The 24,369-nt window shown below is 60.3% G+C and carries 18 protein-coding genes and 1 tRNA gene; 4 read left to right on the top strand and 15 right to left on the bottom strand.

What is annotated here, in order from left to right:
- Positions 1 to 307 precede the first annotated feature (307 nt).
- The gene (locus tag CE453_RS03905) at positions 308 to 517 is read left to right on the top strand and encodes a hypothetical protein (protein ID WP_089173389.1); all 210 of its coding nucleotides are present in this window, start codon (positions 308 to 310) and stop codon (positions 515 to 517) included.
- Positions 518 to 645: 128 nt separating this feature from the next.
- Here CE453_RS03905 and CE453_RS03900 read toward each other — a convergent pair whose 3' ends face one another.
- Entirely contained in the window at positions 646 to 1,122 is a 477-nt protein-coding gene (locus tag CE453_RS03900; protein ID WP_282568772.1) for a very short patch repair endonuclease, read from the bottom strand.
- A gap of 79 nt (positions 1,123 to 1,201) precedes the next feature.
- On the opposite strand from CE453_RS03900, the gene CE453_RS03895 reads away from it, so the two are divergent.
- Positions 1,202 to 2,731, top strand: a complete 1,530-nt coding sequence (locus tag CE453_RS03895) for a DNA cytosine methyltransferase (RefSeq protein ID WP_210191865.1) — start codon at positions 1,202 to 1,204, stop codon at positions 2,729 to 2,731.
- Here CE453_RS03895 and CE453_RS28430 read toward each other — a convergent pair.
- From CE453_RS28430 to CE453_RS03825, 14 genes are all read right to left on the bottom strand, one after another.
- A complete protein-coding gene (locus CE453_RS28430) occupies positions 2,728 to 3,783 on the bottom strand; it encodes a hypothetical protein (RefSeq protein ID WP_157732890.1) in 1,056 nt (351 codons plus the stop codon). The two genes, CE453_RS03895 and CE453_RS28430, sit on opposite strands and share 4 nt — an antisense overlap.
- Before the next feature lie 67 nt (positions 3,784 to 3,850).
- Complete coding sequence (locus CE453_RS03885; protein WP_089173386.1) at positions 3,851 to 5,656, bottom strand: AIPR family protein; 1,806 nt, start codon at positions 5,654 to 5,656, stop codon at positions 3,851 to 3,853.
- Between the two features lies 1 nt (position 5,657).
- Positions 5,658 to 6,662, bottom strand: a complete 1,005-nt coding sequence (locus CE453_RS03880) for a PD-(D/E)XK motif protein (protein ID WP_089173385.1) — start codon at positions 6,660 to 6,662, stop codon at positions 5,658 to 5,660.
- The gene (locus tag CE453_RS03875) at positions 6,646 to 9,540 is read right to left on the bottom strand and encodes a Z1 domain-containing protein (RefSeq protein WP_089173384.1); all 2,895 of its coding nucleotides are present in this window, start codon (positions 9,538 to 9,540) and stop codon (positions 6,646 to 6,648) included. The genes CE453_RS03880 and CE453_RS03875 overlap by 17 nt, the downstream gene beginning before the upstream one ends.
- On the bottom strand, positions 9,537 to 11,039 hold the full coding sequence (locus tag CE453_RS03870; RefSeq protein WP_089173383.1) for an ATP-binding protein: 1,503 nt from the start codon (positions 11,037 to 11,039) through the stop codon (positions 9,537 to 9,539). The genes CE453_RS03875 and CE453_RS03870 overlap by 4 nt, the downstream gene beginning before the upstream one ends.
- A gap of 4 nt (positions 11,040 to 11,043) precedes the next feature.
- Positions 11,044 to 13,224 carry a sigma-70 family RNA polymerase sigma factor gene (locus CE453_RS03865; RefSeq protein WP_198302254.1) on the bottom strand — a complete coding sequence of 727 codons (2,181 nt, stop codon included), beginning with the start codon at positions 13,222 to 13,224 and terminating at the stop codon, positions 11,044 to 11,046.
- The gene (locus tag CE453_RS28900; RefSeq protein ID WP_248307934.1) at positions 13,208 to 14,068 is read right to left on the bottom strand and encodes a WYL domain-containing protein; all 861 of its coding nucleotides are present in this window, start codon (positions 14,066 to 14,068) and stop codon (positions 13,208 to 13,210) included. The genes CE453_RS03865 and CE453_RS28900 overlap by 17 nt, the downstream gene beginning before the upstream one ends.
- Before the next feature lie 175 nt (positions 14,069 to 14,243).
- Complete coding sequence (locus CE453_RS03855) at positions 14,244 to 16,619, bottom strand: hypothetical protein (RefSeq protein ID WP_089173381.1); 2,376 nt, start codon at positions 16,617 to 16,619, stop codon at positions 14,244 to 14,246.
- Between the two features lie 262 nt (positions 16,620 to 16,881).
- Complete coding sequence (locus CE453_RS03850; RefSeq protein ID WP_089173380.1) at positions 16,882 to 18,441, bottom strand: exonuclease domain-containing protein; 1,560 nt, start codon at positions 18,439 to 18,441, stop codon at positions 16,882 to 16,884.
- Between the two features lie 25 nt (positions 18,442 to 18,466).
- The gene (locus CE453_RS03845) at positions 18,467 to 18,736 is read right to left on the bottom strand and encodes a hypothetical protein (protein WP_089173379.1); all 270 of its coding nucleotides are present in this window, start codon (positions 18,734 to 18,736) and stop codon (positions 18,467 to 18,469) included.
- Between the two features lie 106 nt (positions 18,737 to 18,842).
- Positions 18,843 to 19,760: a hypothetical protein gene (locus tag CE453_RS28895; protein WP_198302253.1), complete on the bottom strand. Its 918-nt coding sequence runs from the start codon at positions 19,758 to 19,760 to the stop codon at positions 18,843 to 18,845.
- A 389-nt stretch (positions 19,761 to 20,149) separates the two neighbouring features.
- Positions 20,150 to 20,632 (bottom strand): DUF4411 family protein, encoded by a 483-nt coding sequence (locus tag CE453_RS03835; protein ID WP_089173378.1) that lies wholly within the window; start codon positions 20,630 to 20,632, stop codon positions 20,150 to 20,152.
- Positions 20,633 to 20,635: 3 nt separating this feature from the next.
- On the bottom strand, positions 20,636 to 21,874 hold the full coding sequence (locus tag CE453_RS03830; RefSeq protein ID WP_089173377.1) for an XRE family transcriptional regulator: 1,239 nt from the start codon (positions 21,872 to 21,874) through the stop codon (positions 20,636 to 20,638).
- A gap of 270 nt (positions 21,875 to 22,144) precedes the next feature.
- Positions 22,145 to 22,220 (bottom strand) — tRNA-Ala (locus CE453_RS03825).
- A 120-nt stretch (positions 22,221 to 22,340) separates the two neighbouring features.
- Here CE453_RS03825 and CE453_RS03820 point away from each other — a divergent pair.
- Positions 22,341 to 22,631 (top strand): YggT family protein, encoded by a 291-nt coding sequence (locus tag CE453_RS03820; RefSeq protein WP_089173376.1) that lies wholly within the window; start codon positions 22,341 to 22,343, stop codon positions 22,629 to 22,631.
- Between the two features lie 123 nt (positions 22,632 to 22,754).
- Positions 22,755 to 24,350, top strand: a complete 1,596-nt coding sequence (locus CE453_RS03815; RefSeq protein WP_198302252.1) for a gamma-glutamyltransferase — start codon at positions 22,755 to 22,757, stop codon at positions 24,348 to 24,350.
- Positions 24,351 to 24,369: the final 19 nt, after the last annotated feature.

Raw genomic sequence — 24,369 nt, 5'->3', positions numbered from 1 at the left:
GAGGCGCAGGCCGCAGTTGCAACGAACCGCGAAACGCAATCATCAATATAGAGTGCGCTTTGAAGCACGCGGCCGATGCGCCTGAAGATATCGAACCTCAAGCGCCATTCTTGAGTAATATGAAATCCGCGTTGGCTTTCAGCTGCAGATGTTTCCTCCGTCTCGCACGTCCGGTTTCCGGCAATCAGTCAGAGTCTGCTTCTGGGAAGGGTTTCGATGCCGGCCTGTGCGAGCGAGCTTGGGCCGGGCTGAGTGCGTCGGGGTCCGAAAGCCTCCAGAGCAGGAAGCCGCGGCCCCGGGGCCGTGCATGGGGATTTCGCCGGGCGGCCTGCTCTGCGGGACCGTACGAGACTTGCGGCAGCAGTGCGAAGGCGCGAACGGGATACCCGAAAGCCAGAATGACGACAGCTACTACCTCACGCAATCCGCCGGCCGTCGGGACGCTACTGCCGCGGTGGTGGAAAACCAGGCCACGCCAAATGAAGCCGGTCCCGAAACCGGCAAGATCATCGCCTGATCAATCCCAGCAACTAGATATGGCAAGGGCCCCGATCACACGCCACTGAGCTGCACTTGCTCCGCTGCGCTGGCCTTGGATCTAACTGCCGTTAACACGCGGCGGTGGGCTCGAGCGCATAATCTTGGCTAGCCGATCCGACTAGATGGTCTAGACGGCGCTGATGCCGAGGGATCGCCGATCTCAATCTCACGTTCGTCCGATCGCAGCCAATCTGACAGGAGTGCGGTTGAGATGGCCACTTGGTCCGGTTTCCGAAGGGCACACTCCCAGACAGTCGCTACACGCCAACCATCTTCCAAGAGTTTCCCCCGAATATCGCGGTCCCGCGCGACGTTTGCTTCGAATTTTGCCTGCCAGAATTCGGAACGGGTCGACGGGCTGGTCGCGTAACGACAGCCCGCGTGGCGATGCCAAAAGCAGCCGTGCACGAAGACAACTGCGCGATGTCTCGGAAGAACGAGGTCTGGCCGCCCGTGAACCTTCATGGAATGAAGCCGGAAGCGAAAGCCGTGCGCGTGCAATGCCCGCCTAACAACCAGCTCGGGATTAGTGTTCTTTCCCCGTATCCCCGACATCATCCGGGAACGGGTCTGCTGGTCCACGATGTCTGCCACAAGTGCCCTGGTTTTCGTCTTGGAAACTCGTATACACCGCCAGAATGAAATTCGTCAGGAGCCTGATTTGCCTTCCGCTTTCGGCATTGTCGATCTGTTTGCTGGTCCGGGCGGACTGGGCGAGGGTTTCGCGTCTCTGGGCGAGGACGGACCTGCGCCATTCCGGATCGGTATTTCGGTCGAGAAGGAGGCATCGGCCCACCGAACTCTGACGCTGCGCGCGTTTCTCCGAGAATACAAGGCTCGGCACGACACCCTTCCCTGTAAGTTCATCGACTTCCATGCAGGACTGGTCCCCGAGCCAGACTGGTCGGCTGTCGACGCGGATGCATGGCGCCTTGCCGCTGGCGAAGCTCGCGCGCTGGAACTTGGCACCGAGGCTGCTGCAACCGCGATCGATAGTGCCATCGCCAAGCTGAAGAAGAAGTCCGACGACACGATCCTGATCGGCGGCCCGCCCTGCCAAGCCTACTCATTGGTGGGGCGCGCCCGGGCTAGAGGCAAGGCCGGCTACGTGCCCGAAGAGGATGCGCGGCACTACCTGTTCCGCGAGTATATCCGGGTGCTCGACAGGCTTCGGCCCGCAGCCTTCGTGATGGAAAACGTCAAGGGGATGCTTTCATCGACGGTTGAGAGCCGCCTTGTATTCGAGATGTTGATGGACGATCTGTCTTCGCTCGGCACAGGTCACGGTCATCACTACGAACTGCGCGCGATCCGGGTAAAGGATGGAAAAGCCAGCCTTAAAGAGGCGGCAGAGCCGGCGGACTTTATCGTCCGCGCCGAGGAATTCGGAGTCCCGCAGCGACGCCACCGGGTGATCATCGTCGGCATCCGGTCCGATATAGCGGGCAAGGCCGCTGATGCCGAGATCGCCGTCTCCGGAAAGAAGCGGACAGTAAGCGACGCTATCGGCACGATGCCGGCCCTGCGCAGCGGCATCAGCCGCGGCTTAGACTATGCGGCTGCGTGGCGGACCGAGGTCACTGATGCAGCAAAGCTGCTGGCCGGCATTTACAAGGAAAAGGACAGCCCGCTCGGTGAGGAGTTCTTAACCATTTCAAAGCGACTGAGGGATGGTTCGCCGACGCTTCGGGCAGCGTCACGCCTGCCCGAGAGCTACGGCGCTTCGGACGATGAACTGCTGCGTTGGCTCGAGCGGCCCGATCTGCGCGCGATTGCCCAGCACGAAACACGCGGGCACATGACGTCGGACCTCGGACGTTACCTGTTCGCCGCGGTATTCGGGAGCGTGCATCGCTACAGCCCGAAGGCGGCCGATTTTCCATTAGCGCTCAGTCCGGATCACCGGAACTGGCACAGCGGCGTCTTCAATGACCGCTTCCGCGTCCAGCTGGCCGGCGAGGCTTCAACCACAGTCACGAGTCACATCTCGAAGGATGGCCATTACTTTATTCATCCCGCTCCGATTCAGTGCCGCAGTCTGACTGTGCGCGAGGCAGCCCGGCTGCAGACTTTCCCCGACGATTACATGTTTCTTGGGAATCGAACGCAGCAGTACGTCCAGGTTGGAAACGCGGTACCCCCGTTTCTGGCGCAGCAGATCGCCAAATTATTGCGGAATGCGCTAAGTTAAGTTGCTTCTCTCATACGTCTCGATCCTTTTTTAATTATCATGCGTAGAATTTTCAAGTCACACTCTAATTCCGAAACCGCCACACTTCGATCTATTAAGTAATTTAAAGCATTTGATTCCGATATGCTAAGCACTTTATTGTTAGAGAGAAGTTTTTCAAGCGCTCTAATTGATTTTGGAGAAAGCCAGCCGCGGTCTGAAGCCGCAGAGCGCACGCGAGTAACAGAAGAGTGAATCTCTTCCTGCGTAGGTGACACTGCCTCCGAAGGCGACTGCCTCATCCGGGTGGGCTGATTGCGGTCTTTCGCGGGGGGCTTGGCGCTACTTTCATTAAGTTGAGCGATGGGAGGTCGATAATCAATCTCTCCTACTTGACTTTGACCTGCGAGAAGCAGGCCTCGAAGCGCTTCCGCATCGGACCGGTGCCGGGAGAGGGTGGTCGCGGCGTTCAAGACGTGCTCGATCGCCGCTCGCTCACGCTTGGATAGCGGGGCGGACTGTGACGCCCTATCAAGCGCCGCCACCGCCGCCAGCCAGCGCCGCCGCACGGCAAGCGCTTGCAGCCGCCTCAGCGCATCTTGGCCTTGGCGAGAGCCGTCTACCGCATCCACAGGTTCATTATGTCCGCCGTCTGTCGGCGGTTTCGAGTGTTGCCTACCTGCCGGACTGGCAGGGAGTTCGAATTCGAACTCCTCTATGCTCCAGTCAGCCTCGTCGTGGTCCCATCGGATGACTTCAACCTCGTGAAAGGTACCTCGCGCCTGCTCCCCGTGGTTGTCGTTGAAGTAGTCCTGTGCGCTCTTCTCGACTTGGAAATCAGGGACCAAGATTTCTTCCATGGCGGATCCCTGTGACCATTCTCTGTTGATCGCAACAACAGTCTGGGGGTCTGGGGATCCATCGCGAGGTCGATCGAGATTGTGGGTCTTGGCTACGACGCGCTCACTGTTTCTGTAAGCAAGATGACCGGGGCTTCTCTCTCGCTCTGTGCCGTATTTCGATCGAGATTTGATCAGTTTAAGCCATGATTTTGCCTTATCAAACAAAATCACCTGGCCTTCTCCCGACACGATTTCACAGTTATTTCTAGTGGACTACTTATGCGCAAAAGCATTCGATCTACAGGTGACGTAATTCTTGGACCGAGTTGTTCGGCTCTGGGAATTGAGCGGACCTTATCTTCGACCAGGTATCTGAACGTTTCGCAACTTCCGAAAATTGCTGCCCCGGGGCGATCCGATTGAATTCCGAATTCACGATCACGGCCCAGTCCCAGAGCAGATCCTTTAGCCCTCCGGAAATGCCTTGGCGCATCCAGATCTGCTCGAGATCGAGCCGCTCACCAAGTCGATCCGAGACGATGGACACAACATAGGTTGCAATGTTTACATAACCTTGGCGGAAAATTTCCTTGGCATCCTTCGTCTTGATCAGCCCCTCGATCGCCTTGAACAGAATAACCTTGGCAACCATCGCCCGATACCAGCGCGCGTCGAGCGGGTTGGGGACAATCGTCGGTTCGGCATCGAGAGATGTCATGAATTCGACGAAGTTCTTCTCGCCCCCAAGGGCTACGTTGTTGGGCCTTCCGCGCCACGCCTCATGATACTTGGCGATGTCGTTCTTTGTCAGTTTGCGACGTGGGCCGATCATTTCCTGAAGCTTGCGGCGTTTGACAGGTGTTGTACCTTCCTTCAACAGCATAACGTTGTAGGCGCCGGCCGCACGCTCGTAGAACCATCTCGTCGCGCCGTCGGGGCACCATGTGTCGTTTGCCAGTTTCTCAAGCTGGACATGGAACGGGCGGTTCGCTGACAGATCGGACATCTTCACTGCGTTCTGGCTGTTCGCGTAGCGAGAGACGTTGCTGATCAGATGCTCGCGGGCTTCATCCTGCTTTCCCTTCAGAATGATGATCTTTGCGGGGACCATGACATGGCTCAGGTCGATGGTCCGATCGTCGCGCGATGCAAAGTAAATGCTGGAAGTGGTTTGACCGCCATTGACGATCTGTAGACCTTTCAGGAAAGAAAGACCGAGATTCCCGTCGTTAGACCGCTCGAATGCCGCTTCGTCACAGACAAGAACGAGGCCGTTGTTGAACGCGAGGAAATGTTCCGGCTCCTTTCTTAGCGTTTCGACAATTCCCTTGTTGACTGTACGCTTGGCTCCAAGGAATGTCCGAACGTTGGCTTCCAGCAGACGAGTGCCGAAACGCAGATAGAGATCGCGGATCAGCTGTCCCGGAATTGCGGTAAGCGCATACTCGTAGTCCGCATCCGGATCGGGGACATGGACACAGGGTAGCGGTCGACCGATCGACTGGACGAGGCTGATAGCGAGCTCGTCCCGCGGCTTGCCCTCGGTGTGGCGAAACAGCCTCTCAATGTCCATCGCCTCGGCGGCCACCATCCTTCCATGGACCTCCTGGTTTGCGAACCGCTTGGTCTTCGTCCGTCCATCTGTGATCACGAAAATCCGAAGCCGATCGATGTCGTTCCAGCGGGATCGAATTGTCGCCACGAGATCCCGGACAGGGTGGGTAGGATCGATTTTCGCATCAAGTTTGCCGCTTGCCGCGCCTAGGAGAAAACGGACGCCCTCTGTGGCGGTAGCTTTTGCATCTGGTTCCCCGAGCTCGCTCAGTTCTTCTGTCCCGAAATAGTGGGTCACGAACAGATCGAGTGCCGTTTCATCGGAGCTCAGGGCATAGCCCGTGATGCGAAGCTTCGCGTTACCGACCTTGCCGTTCCAGTGACAAACAGTCGGTTCGTCACAGATGTTGGTGGCCGCGACATGGTCCATTACCTTTTCCGCAAAGACGAGCTCGTCCGAAGGAAACGGGCCCTCGCCAGCCTCGACGCGTTCGGCAACGGTTGTCTGGAGGTCGGCGCGGAAGTTGCGGTGAAATTCTTCGAGGCTCATTTCAATCCAGTCCAAATTCGCCGATCAGCTCCGAAAGCCCGACTGAGGGGATTTCCAGGGCATCAAGGTCGAGCACATAGGCAGCTGAGCGGATGGCGGCGGGCAGTGCGGCGCGCGTGAGGCGCGGCATGTCTCCTTCCGCGCGGATTGCCCGCGAGTCTTTCAATGTCATTGGGCGCCCGTACAGTGGTGCATGTTCGTCGAGGTATCCCATCACCATGAGCAACGCCTCGAAACCGCGTTGCACTCCGGCTAGTCCGAACTTCCCGCGAAGTTCGGACACGAGCCCGACGAGCGAGATCCCGTCCGTGTTTTCCTCGAAACGGAGGGCGCAGAGGAAGAGTGGAGCCCTGTCACCGTCCAGCTGCTCGATGCTGTTGATCCGCGCAAGGAAGCTGCCGGTCCGGGCCGTGCTCTTCACCTCTATCGCGCCACCGCGAACGCGAAAGTCCTGCGCGGCACGCAACGGCCCTTGCCAGCAATCGAGAGCGCCAGCTCCAAGGGAAGTGTCCGCAAGCAGCCTGAGCATCCACAGTTCGCCGAGGAGACCGATCTGTGTATCAGGCGAGAGTGGGCGGTGCGTTCGAGCCATGAATTCCTGCCATTCCTTGACTCGTTCAAGGAAGCTATCCATGACTTCGCGGTTCGAGATGTTGGCCGCGGCTTCGAGCGTCCTCAGAACATCGACGACCATTATGGCGAAGATGTCCGGCGAACCCTCAGACCGTCTCACCAAGGCGATCGCCGTCTTGCCGGCAAAGACAGTCTGACCCTCGATGCAGGCGACGTCGAAGCCCTTGCCTTCGGGCAGCCGTGCCTGATTGATCGGCCAAGATCCCGGAAAGGAAACGATCAGGGCTTCCCGCCCAAGGGGAAAGTGACAACCCGCCTCAACCGAGACAGCGCCCATTCCGGTGAGGTGGACAAACCGCCAGTCTTCGCCGGCTTCCTGGCGTGCGAGCGCTCGCCACGCACGTGCGAGCCCCTCTTCAGTCCACCCAGTCATTGAGTCCCCCCCAAAGCACACTGTTAGCGATATACTTCGAGTTGGACACCCGCCTCTCGGAAGCGCTTGACGGAAAACTGATTGCCCAAGCGGCGACAGGATCTGCGTCCGCAAGCTCCGGAACCTCGGCTCCGACCGGGTCGAGAAGATAAAGCAACAGCAGGCCGCGTTCCCGGCGAGCCGGAATGCCCGCTTCGGCGACGCCTTCTCCGAGGACGCGACGGATCTGCGGACCTCTCGGTTCGGATGGAGGCTCCTTGCCTTCGTTTCGATCCGTGTCGTTGCGCCAAGTGTTTTGGCTGAGTTCGAGCGCAGCCTTCCACTCTGCTTCGGTCAAATCGATGGCCTGATCGCGAGGCGAGATCAGGCTCTTGATCGAGTATCGATCCGCATGTTCGGTCGCACGCCTGCGCTGGATCATGTTTATTGAATGACCGCCTACCGTGCGGGGTTTTTCATCGGGGCCGCTGTCCTTCCCGATCAGCGCGACGGTCCAGCTTGTGAGCTCCCTATCCTTGTTCATCTCCTCGATGAAGTCCGCGATCAGAGGACTCATGATCCGGAAACTGGCCGAGTGGGTCCTGTAATCCCGGAGGAACGAGATGACGCCCAGGGCTGGCACCTCTCGCCAAAGGTGCCCGCTCCACTTCTGACCTTCTGGCACGAAGAGCTGGTGGTTCAGGTCATTCGTCGGGCCAAGCGCGCTGATGAAGCGATCGATGGCTTGAAAGTTAGCTGTGATGTAATCCTTCCGATTCGGGAACACGATCGTCTGCAACAGATCGCCGGAATAGGTCAGCTCCATCGCGCGGGCGTTCCGCATCTTGGCCCGCGAGGTCACGGTAAGCACGGAGTGGGATTTAACGCGCAGGCCGAACTGCTTGGGAGTGGCCCCGGCCGCGACCATGTTGTCGAACTCTTGGCGTAGCTCTTCAGCGGCGTCAGCAATATGGCCGAACCACTCCACCATTTCCTGCGACGTGTAGAGACGGCAGACATCGAGGTAGCCGTCGCGGTAGCCGAACCACCGCCCCATCTGCATGAGCGTGTCGTACATCCGCGCTGTTCGCAGGAAATAGCTTGTGCAGAGACCTTCGAGCGTAAGACCACGAGCCAACTTGTCGCCGCCGATGGCAATCACCTTCAGGCCTGTTTCCTTATATTCCTCGTAATCGAGCGCGTCCTTTGCTGAACCGTTGATCTCGCGCACACGTATGTCCGACAGGACGTCGGGAAGGACGGCACAAATGTCCGACCACGGGAAGTCCTCAAGCGTTTCCCCTTCGACGAGGGCAGCGCGGATCACCCGCATGCCGGGCAGGAAGGTCGCTTCATATTCCTTGCGCATGGACGCTTCGAGGTTGGCTAGCTCAATGCCGCGGGTATAGCGGCCCTTGAGATCCCTGAGGTATTCGGCGACCTGGTTGACGACCTCGCTCTGAACCGAGGTAAATCGGGTCACGTGGATGAGCATTGAAGAGTGCTTGCCGCCCTGTCCTCGCAGCTTCCGCACTGCACAAGCATACACGAAGGATCTGATCGCTTCAGCAAGCGAATCCGGTACGCGAGCCTCTCCCTGCCAACGAGGACGATGGCCGTTCTTGTGTGGCTTTATCTCCGGAGATGTAGTCGTTTTACTCGGCATCCATGGCTGGAACTCCTCATCCGACAGCGCGCGCACGAGGGGCAAGTCGTCGGGCGTACTTGAGGCCGATCCGAATACGCGCCCGGGTCCCACATAATTCGATGGAGCCGCGAGGTTGGTGATGAAGGCTGCGGGGAAGAGGTCAGGCCCGTGCTCCTGTGTGGCCCCGCGGTCATGAATGAAGATGTTAGCGAACGGCGTCGCCGTATAGCCAACATAGGCTTTCCGCGAGAAGTGGTGGAGGATCGACCGGATCAGCCTGTTGATGGTCTTGGGTTCATGTTCGAGGTCGGGGTTGCCAAACTCGTCCACGACATCTTCGCCAGTGTCCACAGATCCATGATCGGACTCGTCGTCAATCACGAGGAGAGGCAGGTTGGTGACAAGCTTACGACCAGTTTCAGGATCGACGTGATTGGCGACACGGTTGCGAATCCAGTGCAGCAGGCGCTCGAGGACCGTCTTGTTCTTCTTGACCACGAATAGCCATGGTCGCTGTTCGGGGCTGATATTCATTTTCGCAGCGACAGCCGTGTTGAAGTCCCCCTTGTCGCTTCGATTGGTTGCAGCGTTGGGGCGGACGGACGTGTCTTTGTCGATCAGCCCAACCCCCACAGCCGGGAGCTCGTCAGCGTCAGCGATCGTCGCAAAGCCGAGGAAGCCCTCGTCGAGGCGGATCTGTGTCTGGGCCCTCAGGTTGTTGTGCAGGCCAGCTAGCACGATGATGATCTTGTAGCCGGCGTCGGCAGCCTTGCAGATGAGTCCGGTGTAGTTGCCGGTCTTTCCCGATTGCACGTGGCCTACAACGAGACCGCGACGGTCCCAAGCGCCTTCCCGGGTCGGATCCTCAAGCTGCGAGAGGACTTCATCGGTGGCCACATCGAGGGCGTCTTGCGCAGTCCACGGGATGCGCGCCTCCATATACTCAGAATAGCGCTGCCAGTACGTCCACCCCTTTTTCCGTTCCGCGGCGAGCCAAGCGACGTGGTCTTCGCTGCTCGAGAGGGTGGCATTCTCGCCCACTGTGCGGCTTGATCGGCGGATCAGCTCGTCAACGAGCGCGTCCCGATCGACGAGAGCGAAGTCTTCCTCCATCATGATGGCGAGCTTGTTCAGCTCCTTTCCGATCATATCCGGAGTGACGGAGCTCTTGGCGCGGTCCGCAGCAAGTCGGAGCATGTTCTGCGACATGGAAAGGATTGAATCGAAAGCCTTCTGGCTCGAAATCGTCATTGCGAATCTTTCGCTTCAAGAGCCTCAATCAGATTGAGGTGCTGGTCGAACGGGGGCGTACGACTGAGCCGTTCGCGCGCCTCGGTCGGGCTGAGGCCGCGAAACGTCACAAGCGCTTCGAAAATCGAGGACAACGTCTCCAATACTTCGTTGTCGGGTGCTCCCGCGAACCCCGTCCTAGGCGTCTCCTTGTCTTCCGCGGTGTCCAGCCAGATGCGCTGAACAGGAACGGTCTCCTCGATGAGCCTGAGTAGAGCAAGGATGTCGGGCTTTAGCGAACCGGCGCGGTTCAGGATCGAGGCTACGAGGTCATGGTCACGGGCAATCCGGTAGGATGTCCCCTGCGCCGAGCGCCGCGCCTGCCAAGCCTCTGCAACGGCGTTCGAACGTGTACCCGAAACCGGCGTGATGTGACCTCGATGGGCAAAAACTCGTCTCGCGGTGTCGCGGGTTTCCGATGCTAGACGATGAAGCTGGGCTCGCAGTCGGACTGGCGGACTGGCGGTCGACTTCAGGACATTAATCTTCCAATCGGCGTCCGCGCTGTTCGGTATGTCAAGCCTGATGCGAGCGAGCCTGTGAGCTTCATCGCGCGGCCACGGCCTCCCCCCATCGCCGAGGCCCAGCCAGCCCCCTGCGAGGAGAAGGCGCCTGTTGCGGTAGACGTAGAAGCCCTCCTGCTGTGTCCACCCTCCAGGCCCGGCGGCGGCTTCCTGTTCGGCGGTCTTGAGCATGTCGCGATGCGGAAGGACATGGCATTGAACCGTCACACCCGTCGTGTGGAGGATGCGATACTCGGGGCTTTCGAGCGCTTTCCCAGGATGTCCCGTCAGGTAAGGATCCCACGGTTTCACCGCTCTGCTGTTGAGATGGAGTTGAAGTTCGGGCTGCTGACCGCCCAAGAGACGATGAAAGGTCATCGCAAGATGTGCCTCTACACGATCGGCGAGTTCGATCATGTCGCTCGCGGCGAACCCGTCGGTCACGATACGGTCTAGCTTCTCCCAGAGAACGACAGTGCCGTGCTCCATCTGGTCGAGTTGCGCCAGCAGATGCTCCGATCCCGGCGCAGGCCCTTCGAAGAGTGGCCATTCTGCGCCCGACTCCTGGCCAATCAGATCGAGATCCCAGCGCAGGCAAACAATGGGGCCGCCATTCTGCCGACTCGCGACAGTCAGTCGCCGAGCCTGCGAGAAGCTCGCTGTCTTGAGCCCTAGCCCGAAGCGCCCAAGGTCGCGGGCGGCGCGTTCAGCCCGCGGATCGCGTGCGCCGAGCCGCATGCCGACCTCCAGAGCTGAGTCGTCCATGCCATCGCCGTCATCAGTAATCCGAACCCAGCTCTCCGAGGCGGCCCATTCGAGATGGATGGCGACCGAGCGCGAATTTGCCGCGATCGAGTTGTCGACCAGATCGGCAAGTGCGGTCGCAGGTGCGTAGCCGAGCCCCCGAAGCGACTCGAGCATCGAACCGGCGTGTGGAGGAGCATTTCTTACACCCATGCCGTCACATCCCCAGCAAAGCCTGAAGTCGCTGCTTGCGCTTTGGATGCGAAAGGTAGTTGAGCGCCTTCGCCTCTATCTGGCGAATGCGCTCGCGCGTCACCCCATAGAGTTGCCCGATCTCTTCGAGGGTCATTTCGGCATCGCGCCCGATTCCGAAGCGCATCCGGATCACGTCAGCCTGACGCTCCTGCAGCTCAGCCAAGGCGTCTGCGACGATCCTTTCGGTCTCTGCCCGATCAAAGGGATGCAAGTCATTCCATTCGGGCAGCAGATCGTGCCAGTCGTCAATGCTCTCAGGGTACTCGGGCTCACGGGGAATCCCGCGAAACTGTCTCACTTCGTCAAGTGTCCATTCCAGCTCGGTTGCGAGTTCATTGTCAGAGACAATGCCGTCAACTCGAACGTCGAGCCTGCCCATAGCGCGATCAAGCTTGGCGATTTTCTCACTCCGGTGCACAGGGATACGGATCGCTGTGCCTTCGTCAGCGCGCCATCGTGTGATGGCCTGCCGCATCCAATAGGTGGCGTAGATGAGAAAGCGATAACCGCGCTCTGGATCAAAGCGCCTCGTGGATCGCTGCAGTCCTATGTATGCCACTTGGAAAACGTCCTCGGGGTCTTCGCCTTCCTCCACGCTGCGTGACGCGAAGCGTCGTACGTAAGGCAGGTGTTCACGGATGAGGTGCTCGGTTGCGGCCTCGAAGACTGAAATCTGGGCATCCAACCGGCTAGCCTGCTCTTGGCGCGCCGGGTCCTGTTCCAGTGAGCGGATGAGCTCCTTGTGGAAAGCCAAATTGAAATCCAGTGCTTCCAGTGCGGCGAGCGCTTGCCTACGCCTTTTCCCGTCCATGGCTCGGCCATTGGTTTGCCAGGACCTTAGGATTTCTCCAGCAGCCATGACTTCCGCCGTGTCGGTGTGGTTCGGGCGCGATGGAATTATGGTTCTTAGCGAGACGGAGCCGGGATCCCGGCAGCCGTCGCGGATGTTATCGAAAACACCGAGGATCATTTCGACAGCTGCTTCGCAGCCAAGAATTCCCAGCTGAAGCTCCTGCTTTGCACGGACCATGGGCTCCAGCAGTTGGCGTTCGTCCGACTTGTCCATGACAAAGCGCTGTGTTCCGGGCAGCCGGGTCGCTCGAGTGAGGGTCGCCTCGATTGCTTCTACCAGTTCATCGGAGGAGATGTCCGCTCTGGCGTCCCAGAGACCGTCATCATGCTCGGAGGTCTGATCGACCAAGTAGAAGCCCGCAGCTTCCATGTTGCGCTGGAGGTTGATGCGCAACTCGTCGAGCTCACCATTGCCTTCGCAAAGTGCGATCAAGCCGTCGATGTCATCCAACGAGCACCGCCCCTTCGCCCTAGCCTCCTCTACCCAGGTGATGCAGATTTCCGGATCGATTGACAGCCGAGTGCCGTTCTGAACGACGGCGCGTTTGGCCGATCGCGGGCCACGGTTGCGGACCTTAAGGAAGTCGTGCTCTGTACCGTGGTCGGTTACGGCGGCGCCAGAGCCGATGCCCTCTCCAGCAATTTGTGCAGGTGAAAGGTCGAGATCCCAGTCCCCGTCCCCATTATCAGTAACCGTTGGTGCTGGACTAACGACCGCGACGAATGTCCCCGAAGCATGCTCGCTCGCAGACTGGCCAAAGAACTCCTCTGGCTCCTTCTCGGCCTCGAAACTCAGCAGGTCACTCAAATCATCAACTGTGCCATTCGACTCCGTCTCGTGAACCACTGTCGAGCAATGCTCTAGGCCTGCATCGGTCCGAACCGGGGCGATCTCGGTCTCCGAAACATCGTCGAGCTCGTCGACCTGTTTGGATTCTGGCACCTCCGCAGCAAGCGAAGACAGTAGCTGCGCGACCAAGTGTTGGCCTTCGGCAAATGCGACATCGGCAGGTGTCTGCCGATCATGGTTCAATGATCCCGCATCGGAACCTGACCGAATGAAGAGGTCGCAAAGGGCAAGATTCCCCATGCGCGCGACAAGGTGGAGTGGTGTGTCCCCCTTCGGATCCACCGCGTGAAGTCGAGAGGATCGAGCGAAGTCGGAAAGCTTCTCGAGCTTTCCGTCTGCAATCAGGCGAATCTCGAATGGGTCAAGAAGGCGGCTTTCCGGGTCGCTCGTTGTCTCGATGCGACTGCCGAGGATGCGGGAAAGCCTATCCATGATCTTCATGGACGACCTTCCTATTAAGAAGCACGATCTGCTGATCCTTCGGCTCCCTCGCGCCGGGATCCGTATCGAGACCGAGTCGCCTGAGCGCGTAGTAAAGTAGCGCTCGACGAACAGTTATCGTCGCCGTGCCCCCACGCATTCCGTAGTCGAGCGCGATGACCTTGGCCTGCAATTCTGAAAGAGCGGGATGAGGCCCGATTTCCAGCGTGACCCGCGTGTTCCAATCGCGGTCACTCTCCGCTGGCACGCTGCTCTCCCGCGACCCTCGAATCTCGAGCATCCGGGATAGCAGGAAATCCTTGAAGGCTTCGTCCGACACGCAGAACGCCCGGGCGTGCCAACGGAATCCGTCAAACGCGATGGCGTGTGGAGCAATCCAGCGCCAACGAGGTTCCGGACTAGACAGGGATTGGTACTTCACCTCGATCGCCTCAGACTGGCGAATGGCGCCAACCACCGATCGAAGCGACACCGGGTTCACACCGCGGACGGGCATTGGGATCGACGCAAAGGGCGGTAGCCCGGCGATCCAGGAATCCTCGCGATCTACGATTCCGTCGGCGACCGATCGCAACTGGGCGAGGTAGCGGCTCGCGTCGGGTTCAAGGAACCGCGACTTGTAGCCGGGAGTACGAACATAGGTCCGCGCGCTCTTATCGTAGAGCATGTTATCGGGCGCGATGCCGATGTAGCGGTTCAAGTCGGTGGAGGCTTGGTTAACCGAGACCCCGAACTGCTCCATCAGGTCGCTGCGATTCACACGGCCCTGCCAGAACAGGCGGAACTCGATGAACTCGAGCCGCTGCTCGACTCCCCAGCGAAGTCCGAACTTCGCGTTGTCCACCACGGCTCCCCAGCCCGCTGATACGCACAGAAACTATGCGCGCCCATTTTTTGGGTCCACATCAACTTGGAGAACATCGCTCGGCAGTGCAACTGTTTAATGCGGTTGTCTTTCGGCCGATGTGCCCTCCTGTAGATCGAAAGGGGCATGTTGCGCATCTGCCCGTGCGTCGACATCAAGCCGCTTCCCAGACTTGGTTCAGGATCTTCGCTGCCAATGCCGCCTTGTCCTGCGGCAGGAAGCGGCCGTAGTGGTTCTGGACCATCTCGGGTGTGTCTTGGATGGCGTAGCTCGCCTGCTCGTAAGAGCCGGTCTGCTTGAGGATGTGTGTCGCAAGCACATCTCGGACGTTGTGCGGACCGTGCGGCAGGAGTCCTCGGATCGCTCCTCGACCGGTGAAGGGGTTGAATATGCCATAGCGCTGGATCGTCAGTCGCCAAGCCTCGTAGAACGTGGTCTGGTCATAGGCGGGGTCGGTGCTCGTCTGCTTCACGGTCTTCACGAAGAACGTGCCGGGATCCTCTACCCCCGAGAGTAGGACCTTCCGGTGCCGGACGATGTAGGTCTCGATATGGTCGTAGAGGCCGCTGAGGTTGGGCAGAACCAGCCGAAACGGCTTGCTTCCGAAGTATGACGATGTGGCGTTCTTGAAGGCCACAGCCGGGATAAGGACCTCCCATCCACTATCCCGGTCACTCCAGCGCAGTTCGCCGCGCTTCATGTCCTCGAGCTGCCGCTCCGAGCGGGGGAATTGGCCGCGCGGGCAAACCATCAGCTGACGTAGGTTCTTCTGGCGCAGTCCTAGGTGCAGCCCAAGGCGCAGCAGCAGAAATGCCCTTATGGCCTCCGCGGCGCCACGCGGATAGCGCTTCGGATCGGGCATCCGTTTCAAAATCTCCTCTGTGATTTTGCGGTACTCGCCAACCGGGCTTGGAGCCTCGAGCACTGGCATGATGGGCTCGAATGGATCGCGGTGGACCCGAGCTACCCGCTGGATCTCTTTGGCGCGGTTGGTCGCATGTTTGTAGAACGCATCGCACGCGCCGTCCCAGTCAGTTCGCGCGCGTTCAATCTCTTCAGCGGTAACCAAACCCGAGATGGGACGAACCCGTTGAACGAGTTGGCCATGCTGGCGCAACCAGCCGGTTTCCTGGCGCGTCAGCGCAAGCGCGATGCGCAGCATGTCGACCTCCCAAGCGGTATAGAAGCCGCGCCGGCGTTCTCGCCACTGGACGTACCAATCCCAGATGCCCGGGAAGACGAGGAGGCCGAGCGTCAGATGCTCGAGCGGGACGCCGAAACCACGCACGATGCCCTTCGGCGAAGCTGCCAATGCTCCGAGCATCAAGCCGAGATGCTCGATCTTCTGCGAGGTCGTTTCTTCTCCCCAGACGCCGTTGCGTTGGAGGCCAAGGGCGGTCAGCGTCGATGTCTTGAAGCGCACGAGGCCGGCCATCTCCATGGTGAGCTGTGGCGGCGCATCGACGACACCGGAAAGCAGGTCCGGATCGGTCAGGGGCGCTCCCTCGTCCTGCGCCGCGGCTTGACCCAGATCCTGTACGGGTTCGGATCGACCATATGCGACGCCGGGAAAACGGATGGCATAGCGCTGCTTGGCTGCTGCGGCTTGGAACCGCCGATAGTCCGTCGCGCCGCTGATAATCACGCGTCTGACCCACTCAACGATCGTCTCTCGCTCCGCGAGCGGCAAGGAATTGAAGTTATCTGGGAGGTGCCAAGCTAACCGTCGGCGCTCAGATGGACTGATGTCGTCCAGCTCGTGGCCTCTGGCCGCCCGACCCCGGTGAGGCAGCTTCGCCTGGAAATACCCATCCGGCAGGCGATAGCGTCGCTCTATGCGTCGGAGGATCGCCAAGCTGTCGGTGGTGGCTGGTGCTCGGGTTCCTTGAACCCAGCTCCGGATGGTCTTTATGTCGAAGCGCTCACCGGCCTCGACGACGGCTCGATGGAGGTGCCAATACGTTTCACCGTGACGCCGCATGTGGAGCGTAAGGGCTTCGCGAAAGGTGCCTGGATCGTCCCAGCTATCGTCGAGCGCCTGAGGAAACTCGACCACCTCCTTAGGCCTGACGCCGCGCTTTTGCTCTCGACCAGAGAGGTTGCGGGTCTCGGTGGGGACTTGTTCCGCGAAGAGGTCGGGCTGGTGGCGAGCGCGGGGAGTAGATGCGGAACGACGCCTCGCCGGGCTGCCTTCCTCAGGGGCCGCGTCATTGCCTTTCCCGGTAGCAAGAAACCTCGGCTCTGCCTCCTGCCTAGCGGCGACATTGAACGCCCGCACGATTGCGTCGAGTGCCGGTCGAACCTCCTCCTTGATTGAAGCGATACGCGGATGATCAATTTCGCAGCACTCAGCAATGGCTCTCCAGTCGACGCCGCGTCCCTTGGTCGGCGGGTCCTTTCGGTGCACTATGAGGTGTTGGAGGTAGGATTGGAGACGCTCGGTATCGGCGCCAAGGAAGGGTTTCAGACGCCTCTGGCAGAAGTCGGCGATCTTTGTTGTCAGCAGGCGGGAGGTGCGGTCGGTAGGCATATGCGGTAGAGCTGTCAGCGAGTTGGAGAACTCGCCAAGTTAGCCGATTCGGCTCGCTTAGAGAGTCTGAAGCGACAGTCGTGGACGTCGAGCTGCTTCTCCAGAACAAATCGAGAGCTCGTAGCCAATTTTAGCTCTGAGCCCCGCGGCAATCCGCGCTAGGCCGATGGTTGGCGTGCTCTCGATAGGCTATCCAGCACCTGTTCCAGCCTGTAGGGCGAGACTTGATACAGATAGCTCAGCAGCAAGATCAACTCGCTCTTCACAGCGCGATCAGACTTACGCGGTAGCGAAGCGGGGCAATCTCGTCCACCGATACGGCTGAACCAACAGCAACTTTGTTCAGCTTGAAAAACTGCGCAACCCACCCCCGCCTTCGAAAGAACTTCTTATCACCATCAAGGTCAGTGAGAACGGGATCCGCCCCGCCCCAGTCGATGGAGATTTCTGTCGACGCAGAGCTAGCTCGGTTTGAGCCTCCCACGGCTTCTGACGGGAACTTATCGAAGAAATGACGGAGGTAAATGTGGTTATGCCGGATGTTGCCTTCGGTAATTCTCGTGATGCCGAGATGGCGGACGACCGTGTCAGTCACGGGGGCGCTGGTCACCCGCGTGGGTGTCGCTTCCGTGCTCGATCGAGCACGGCGCTGAAGCTGCTGGGGCGAAACTTGCGCCTCGGTCAAGACCTGGACCACCGGCGGGGTCCGAAGTGCCGCTAAAGCTTCCGCCCGGAGCACCACTTCGGCCGATGCTCGCGCATCTTCCTCCGCATCGTGATGGACGAAATTCAGGCCAAGGTGCCGCTTCAACGAAGCAAGACCATGCCCGCCATTGCCCTTGAGTTCTGGCCAGGCCCCACGCGCGACCTGAACGCTGTCCCGCCACACCCAAGTAGGCTGCTTGATTCCACCGTGGGTGCACGCGGCGTTGATCGCGGTCTGATCGAAGCTCGAATGCTGATAAACGACTTGCCCGGTCAAAGCCGTTTCGAGCAGAGGCAGGATCTGATCGAACGTCGGCGCGCCTCGAACCGTGCGAGCAGTTATCCCGTGAATCCGGCTGCATGACCAATCGTCTGTCTGCGGGTCGATATAAGTCACCCACGTCTGGATCGTCCTGTCTGGGCGCACAAAGGCCAGCCCGATCTGACAGATACTGGCGCAATTATAATTTGCCGTCTCAACATCAAGCGCGACAAACCGGAACTCTCCGAGCGGAAGATCCCTCACGGAGCGTTGAGCTTCCGGCGGGGGAGTGAAGTGATCCTTTCGCAGCGTGGTGAGATAGCGCCGCCGCTGGCGTTCGATCGCCTCAATGTGAGCCGGTCCCCATCCGAGCCGAGCAATGGTCAGATCGACGAGGTGCTGAGGCTCCTCGAAGGCTGCCGCCGCTTTTCGATTCCAAGCGATGGCTTCAGCGGGAGCAATCGCTATCACTTCCCGTTCCAGGGCTGAGATATCGACGTGCCCCGGGATCGGAAGCCAAATTGCTGCGCAATGATCCGCGACAAACGCGTTGCGTAATGCCTTAGCGTAGCCGCCATCTGCCACAGTCGACAGGTCCTTCCTGTCTCTCCACATGCGCCCCACGTTGTACATGTACGAGAAATAGTGGCTCATGTCTTCTGAGCCGGTGCGGTGACGCTGGTGGATGCGTTTGTACAGGCTCTGCGACGTAGAGCTGGTTGATCCGATATAGCGCAGATGGCCGAGATGATCGATCAAGCCATAGAGCCCACGCTCATTTTGAGGAGCATCAGCGGTCCTGCGAGCAGTCTGCTGCAAGAGTGCGTCAAGGGCATTGCGGGCCGAATATTCCATTGTTCGTTCTCGCCATTCCGGAAGATCAGTTGAACCAGCGCCGATACCGCCGCGCGGCGGTGACTACGCGCCCGTGCTCGCCAACGACGAGATACACGCCGTTGTAGCGCTCTAACTCTGATCGCCGACGATCACTCCCATCGGCGGCCAAGGCGATGGAAGCCCTGTCGAACATCAGCCGAATGGCTCTTCCGGGGGCCTTATGCTGAGTGCCGTAAGCGAAGATCGTTGCGACGATCTCCGCTGGAATGCTGCGCTGGATACCTCGCAATTGCGCGTGACGGGTGATGTCCATCTCAACTCCGAATTTGTCGGCGATCCACCGCTCGGCGCCGCTGAAGCAGGGCGTCGTTCAGGCAGGATCGAATGGGAAAATGTGATCGCTGGCGGTGGTGCGTCGATCAGAGGGTGTTGCGATCAACCCGGCGCCACTCGATTGCGCTAACAATGCCCCAGTTGTCGTTCTCGTTGGGACGCCGCCACTTCGCCACAGGCATAGCCTGAAGCCGGAGCAGTGCTTCGTCATAGTCCTGGAACACTTCCTCGGAGCCCTTATCGCCGATCTGGTAGTGTCCACCACGGTTTGTGCTGGGCGTGAAGATCGAGCCGTCGCGAGCGACAGGAACAAAAACAGGCGTCATCGCCGTCGCCTCGTCCGTCTGCGCCGCGTTTTCACCTTTCGAGATCGTCGGCAGAAAGGAATCTCTTTTATCGAGCCATGCGCGGGCGGCCTCGTTCGATAGGAGACCAGCGGCGTCCTTTGGCAATTCGGGCGTGGCCCCGGACATCATGTTGCGGATACGGCTGAGCTTGACGTTTCCCAGCAGAGCTAAGCCCTCTGCGGCAACGCCAGATGCGTTGTCGAGATTCCACCGCGCCCTCGCCATCAGAAGGGTCGGAAAGAGCGGCTCTCGTTCGGCGTCAGGCAACCAACGATCGGGAGGGCAGTCGAGGAGCAGCTCTTCAACCGTTTCGAGGGTCTCGCGGATCTCTTGTTCGCTCGAACCACCGGGATCAAGGAGTCCAAATACCGCATAGGCCGACAGGGTGGTCAGCTTCTCTCCCAACTTCGTCCCGAGGTAGAAGCCCGTCTCTTGAACAGCCTCCTGCCAGTTGACCGTGCAATTATCGAGTTGCCCGAAGGCGCGTGCGGTCTGCTCGCCTCCGACGATGCGTTCCAAATTTTGTCCAAGGCGGGTGACTAGCGGGATCAGCGACGTGGCGGCATCCACGTCAGCGTCGAACCACCTGCCAAAGGCCTCTGACCGCTCTTCATAGGTCGCGCTGCGTTGAATTCCGTGTTCGCGAAGCGGGTGCATATGCCATCTCCGGTGCAATAATGAATCACTAGATCACTCGAATCAGGATTGCAAGAAGGATGAGAAAATGAATCATTGATTCACTCAAAATGGCGTATGCGCTTCTCGCGTGGGGGCTGCTTAGGTTCAAATTGAGTTGGAAGCGCTTGTACGTGACGCCCCTTGTCGCGTGCGTTGACGAGGTGAGGCGTAGCACCAGTTCGCAGCGCTGACTTATTCGGACAGTTCTAGCGGTCTGAAGAAAGAGGCCTTCGCGGCGATGTGCGGCACGGCAGTGCTACGCTGTATTCGTTCGAGAGCCTCGAGGCGGGTCACTCAGCCGAACAGCCACGGTCCGCCTTCCTTGGTGCGGCCCTGCCCCATTCTGTCAGCGCGGTCTGAGGGGAAGATCATCTGACGCGGAAGTCGAGTACGCGATAGAGCGCAAAATCGTTCATCCATGGTACCGCAAATTGTGAGCAGACATCAGGCACCTTACGTCGGGCGCGACGCTTGCCCGGGCGTGGAACTTCCTTGGTGACAACTGTCCTCTCTTGGCCGACGCAATAGGCGGTGAGAAACGGGTCGCGGCCGATCTCTTCCAGTTCAGCGTCGGTCAGATTTTGCCCGTAACCTTCATCAAGAACGCGATTGAACACCTCCTGATCGACCTCTTCATCGAGCAGCAGCGCCTCTTTCACATCGCGATCGACGATCCAATCCTTCAAAGGACCGTTGGCGACCGCAATCTCGTCATGGATCTCGAACGGCATTTTGATCCGGCCGTCCCTGCCTTGTACGATCAGCCAGTCCCAAAAGGGCGGCACGCGGTCGATCGGGTAGTAATCTTCATGCGCCCGTATCAACACGTTGGCATCGAGGAGGTACAGCACCGCTTACCTCTCGACCGGGGCGAAGGGGCCAACGCGCTCGGATGTTCGCAGTAGCGGCTCTACGGAGCTCGGCTTCACCCCGAGCATCTTTGCGGCCTTGGTATGGGTTAGAGCCTCGTCACGCAGCGTGCGGCCTACCAGGCCTAGAAGCGCCCGGCCAAGTCGATGCTTCCTGACGACGTAATAATTCGGGCCACCCTCTGCTTCGCGGTTCTGCTCGCGAGCGCGCTCACGGACCTGGCGCCAGCGCGCGGCATAAAGGGCTACCAGCTCCCGATATTTCGCTTCGGTTATGCGTCCTGTTCTCTGGAATCTATAGGCGACCATCGGCTCCGAAACGTTCCAGCTCTCCGCAACCATGCGGATGACCTCGCGCTCCGCGCCCTCGGTGATTTGGCCGATCGCCGGTAGCTCGCCTGTGGGAAGCAGAAATTCGCCGGCGACGTCATTGCAAAACCGCTCAACGCGCGCCGCGGGCGTCTCAGGCTCTACGGCTGACGGCGATCCGCTGACGCCGGTCGACCCAACGAAAATATGCACCAGCTCATGGATGAGCGTAAAGGAGCGGGCTGCCTTGGCGTCTTGGTCATTGATAATGATGAAAGGCGCGATCTCGTCGGCTATGGCAAAACCGCGAAAGATGCTCTCGCTGACGTTCGTCTGGTGTGAGCCAAGATTGCCGACGAGAAGCACAAACACGCCGATCTTTTCGACGCGCTCGCGCAGATCGTTGAAAAGCGCCTCAGGACCGTTGAAGCGGCGCATATCGCGCGCAGCGGCGATGCCGAGTGCTTGGCGGATCGTGTCGGCCACGAGCGCGACATTCTCTCGAATCGATGTCCGGCCGACGAAAGGAAGAGGCGTCGTGTCGTCGTCATCTTCAAGGATTGAGCGCGCCATATCCTGACGGGCGCGAATGTCGCGCAGCAGGGCATCGAGCAGTGCTGTCTCTTTGGCCGAAACCTGCCCGGCGATTGTACGGAAGTCCTCGCCTCTGTTCCCGATCACGGGCGGCGCGGCCATGTAAAATGCGGTCAGCGGGCGGCGATAGACGCTCGCGATCTTGAGAAGCTGGTTGCGGGTCGGCTTGCGCTCGCCTTCCTCCAGAGCCAGCAGCTTTTCCTCGGCGCTCGAGGCTTCCGTTGCCGACAGCCCGAGGCGCACAGCCGCCTCCTCAACGGAGAGACCGGCCGTCTCGCGCGCCCACGTGAGAATGGACGGATTGATGTTCTCTGCCCGCATCGTCTTTCAGATTTGTAGGCCGGCATCGTCCTCGATAGCGATCAACAATTACGCAACCGTCACAGTTGGCCAAACTTGCTCAAAAATGGAAGAGCCCCTCGCAGAGCCTTTGGTTGGCCCCGAATCCATGAGACTGCCGGCGCGGCATATCGTCCGTAGCCGCCCGCCGCAAAGCGTAGGCAACCGATGCGCGGACTAGGGCCAAAAATAGGGCCAGCCCCAAATCGATCCGAAATTTTGCTGGGAAATCAATCACTTGCGCGATTTGCCTGGTGGAGCTGAGGGGATTCGAACCCCTGACCTCTGCAGTGCGATTGCAGCGCTCTCCCATCTGAGCTACAGCCCCAAGGCGCTGGCCTTCTAGGCCGTGCGTCGCGTGGATGTCAATCGCTTCCGTTGCCTCTTTCGGCAGGTCTCGACGATATTCTGCGGCAACATCCCGGACTGGCCGAAAAAAGGAAGATCGATGCGTGCCGTTCTCGACGTGGTTCTGCTCGCCCTGCAGATCTATGTGTGGATCCTGATCGCCTCGGCCGTTCTGAGCTGGCTGATCGCCTTCAATGTCATCAACACCCGCAACCAGTTCGTCGCCACGGTCTGGGACATGCTCTATCGCATGACCGAACCCGTGCTGCGGCCGATCCGCGAGCGCTTGCCCAATATGGGCGGCATCGACATCTCGCCGATCATCCTGTTGCTGATCATCTATTTCATCCAGAGCGTGATCATCCGCTACATCTACCCCAACGTCTTCTGACACCCGACATCCTGCCGGCAAGCGCCCTGCGCTGAGCGCGGCCCGAACGCTGGCAGGACGCATTCGACCTCTCCGGCATCGCCATGCAGTATGCGGCCGCCGACAAATCTCGGAGGTCGCCTCGTGTACACGCCCGCTACGCCCTATCGCAGCCAGAACTGGAATCTGACGAAGCCGTCGGCCGCCGGCCGACACGGCATCGTCGTCTCGCAGAACCGGGAAGCGGCCGAAGCCGGCGTCGCGATCCTCGAACAGGGCGGCAACGCGGCCGACGCCGCCGTCGCGACCTGCTTCGCGCTGGCCGCCCTCGAGCCCTGGAACAGCGGCCTGGGCGGCATCGGCTTCGCGGTGGTGCTCAAGGCTGGCGAGAGCCGTGCCCAGGTTGTCGATTTCGGCCCCGTCGCGTCGCGCCGGGCCAATCCCGCCGATTATCCCCTCACCGGCGAGATGAAGAAGGACCTCTTCACCTGGCCCGAGGTCGTCGGCGATCGCAACATCCACGGCCCGCTCTCCTTTGTCACGCCGTCCTCGGTCGCGGGCTATGCCAAGCTGAAGGAAGCCTTCGGCTCGAAGCTGCCGCTCGCCGATCTTCTCGGCCCCGCCATCGCGCTGGCGAAGCGCGGCCTGCCGGCCGACTGGTACACGACGCTGAAGGTCGCCTCTTCCGCCTCGGTGCTGCGGCTCTACCAGGAAAGCGCCCGCATCTACCTGCCTGGAGGCCTGCCGCCGGTACCGCCCTATCAGGGCACGCCCGGCTTCATGGTGCTGGGCGAATTGCCCGCGACGCTCGAGCGCCTGGCGGCGGCCGGCCTCGACGATTTCTACCGTGGCGACATCGCCCGGCGCATCGCGGCGGACATCGCCGCGAGCGGCGGCGTGGTTGATGCCGAGGATCTGGCGAATTGCCGGGCCGAACTCCGCGAGTCGCCGACCATCGCCTGGCGCGACAGCCACCTGATCCATACGGCCGGAGGGCTGACAGCCGCACCAACGCTCGAGCGGGTCGTCGCCGGCATGGCCGATGCTCCGGTCGACGCCAACGGGCCGTCCGCAACCTGGTTCACCCAGCTCTCCCAGGTGATGCGGCAGGCCTACAGCGACCGGCTGGCCGGGCTCGGCGCAGCCGCCGCGGCGAAGGAGCCGGGCGACACCTGCACGACGCATCTCACCGTGGTCGACCGCGAGGGCAACCTCGTCGCCGTCACCACGACGCTGCTCTCCTCGATGGGCAGTCGCGTCGTGCTGCCCTCGACCGGCGTGCTGATGAACAACGGCATGATGTGGTTCGACCCGCGCCCCGGCAGCGCCAACGCCATCGCGCCGGGGGCCCGGCCGCTCTGCAACATGCTGCCGGTGGTGGTCACGCCGAAGGACGGCGGCTGGCCGCGCCTCGCCGCGGGCTCCTCCGGCGGCCGGCGCATCCTCGCCAGCATCTACCAGACGCTGGCCTGGCAGCTCGATTTCGGGATGGACACCGAACGGACGGCGCATCAGCCGCGCATCGACGTCTCCGGCCCGGATTCGACCAATGCCGACCTGCGCCTGCCGGCGCAGACCATCGCAGCGCTGGAAGCGGCAGGCCCGACGGCTCTCGTCGAGCACGCCGTGCTGCCGATCAACTTCGCCTGCCCGAACTTCATCCAGGTGTCTCGCGAGGGCGCGGAAGGATCGAGCGACGCGGCCTCGCCCTGGTCGGCGGCCGTGGCGGCGAAGCGCTGACCGCAAGAAAAAAGGGCGG

Origin of the sequence: Bosea sp. AS-1 (genome assembly GCF_002220095.1) — a bacterium.
Taxonomy (GTDB): domain Bacteria; phylum Pseudomonadota; class Alphaproteobacteria; order Rhizobiales; family Beijerinckiaceae; genus Allobosea.
Note: the sequence above shows the minus strand (reverse complement) of the source record. Positions and strands in the feature narration are given on the sequence as shown.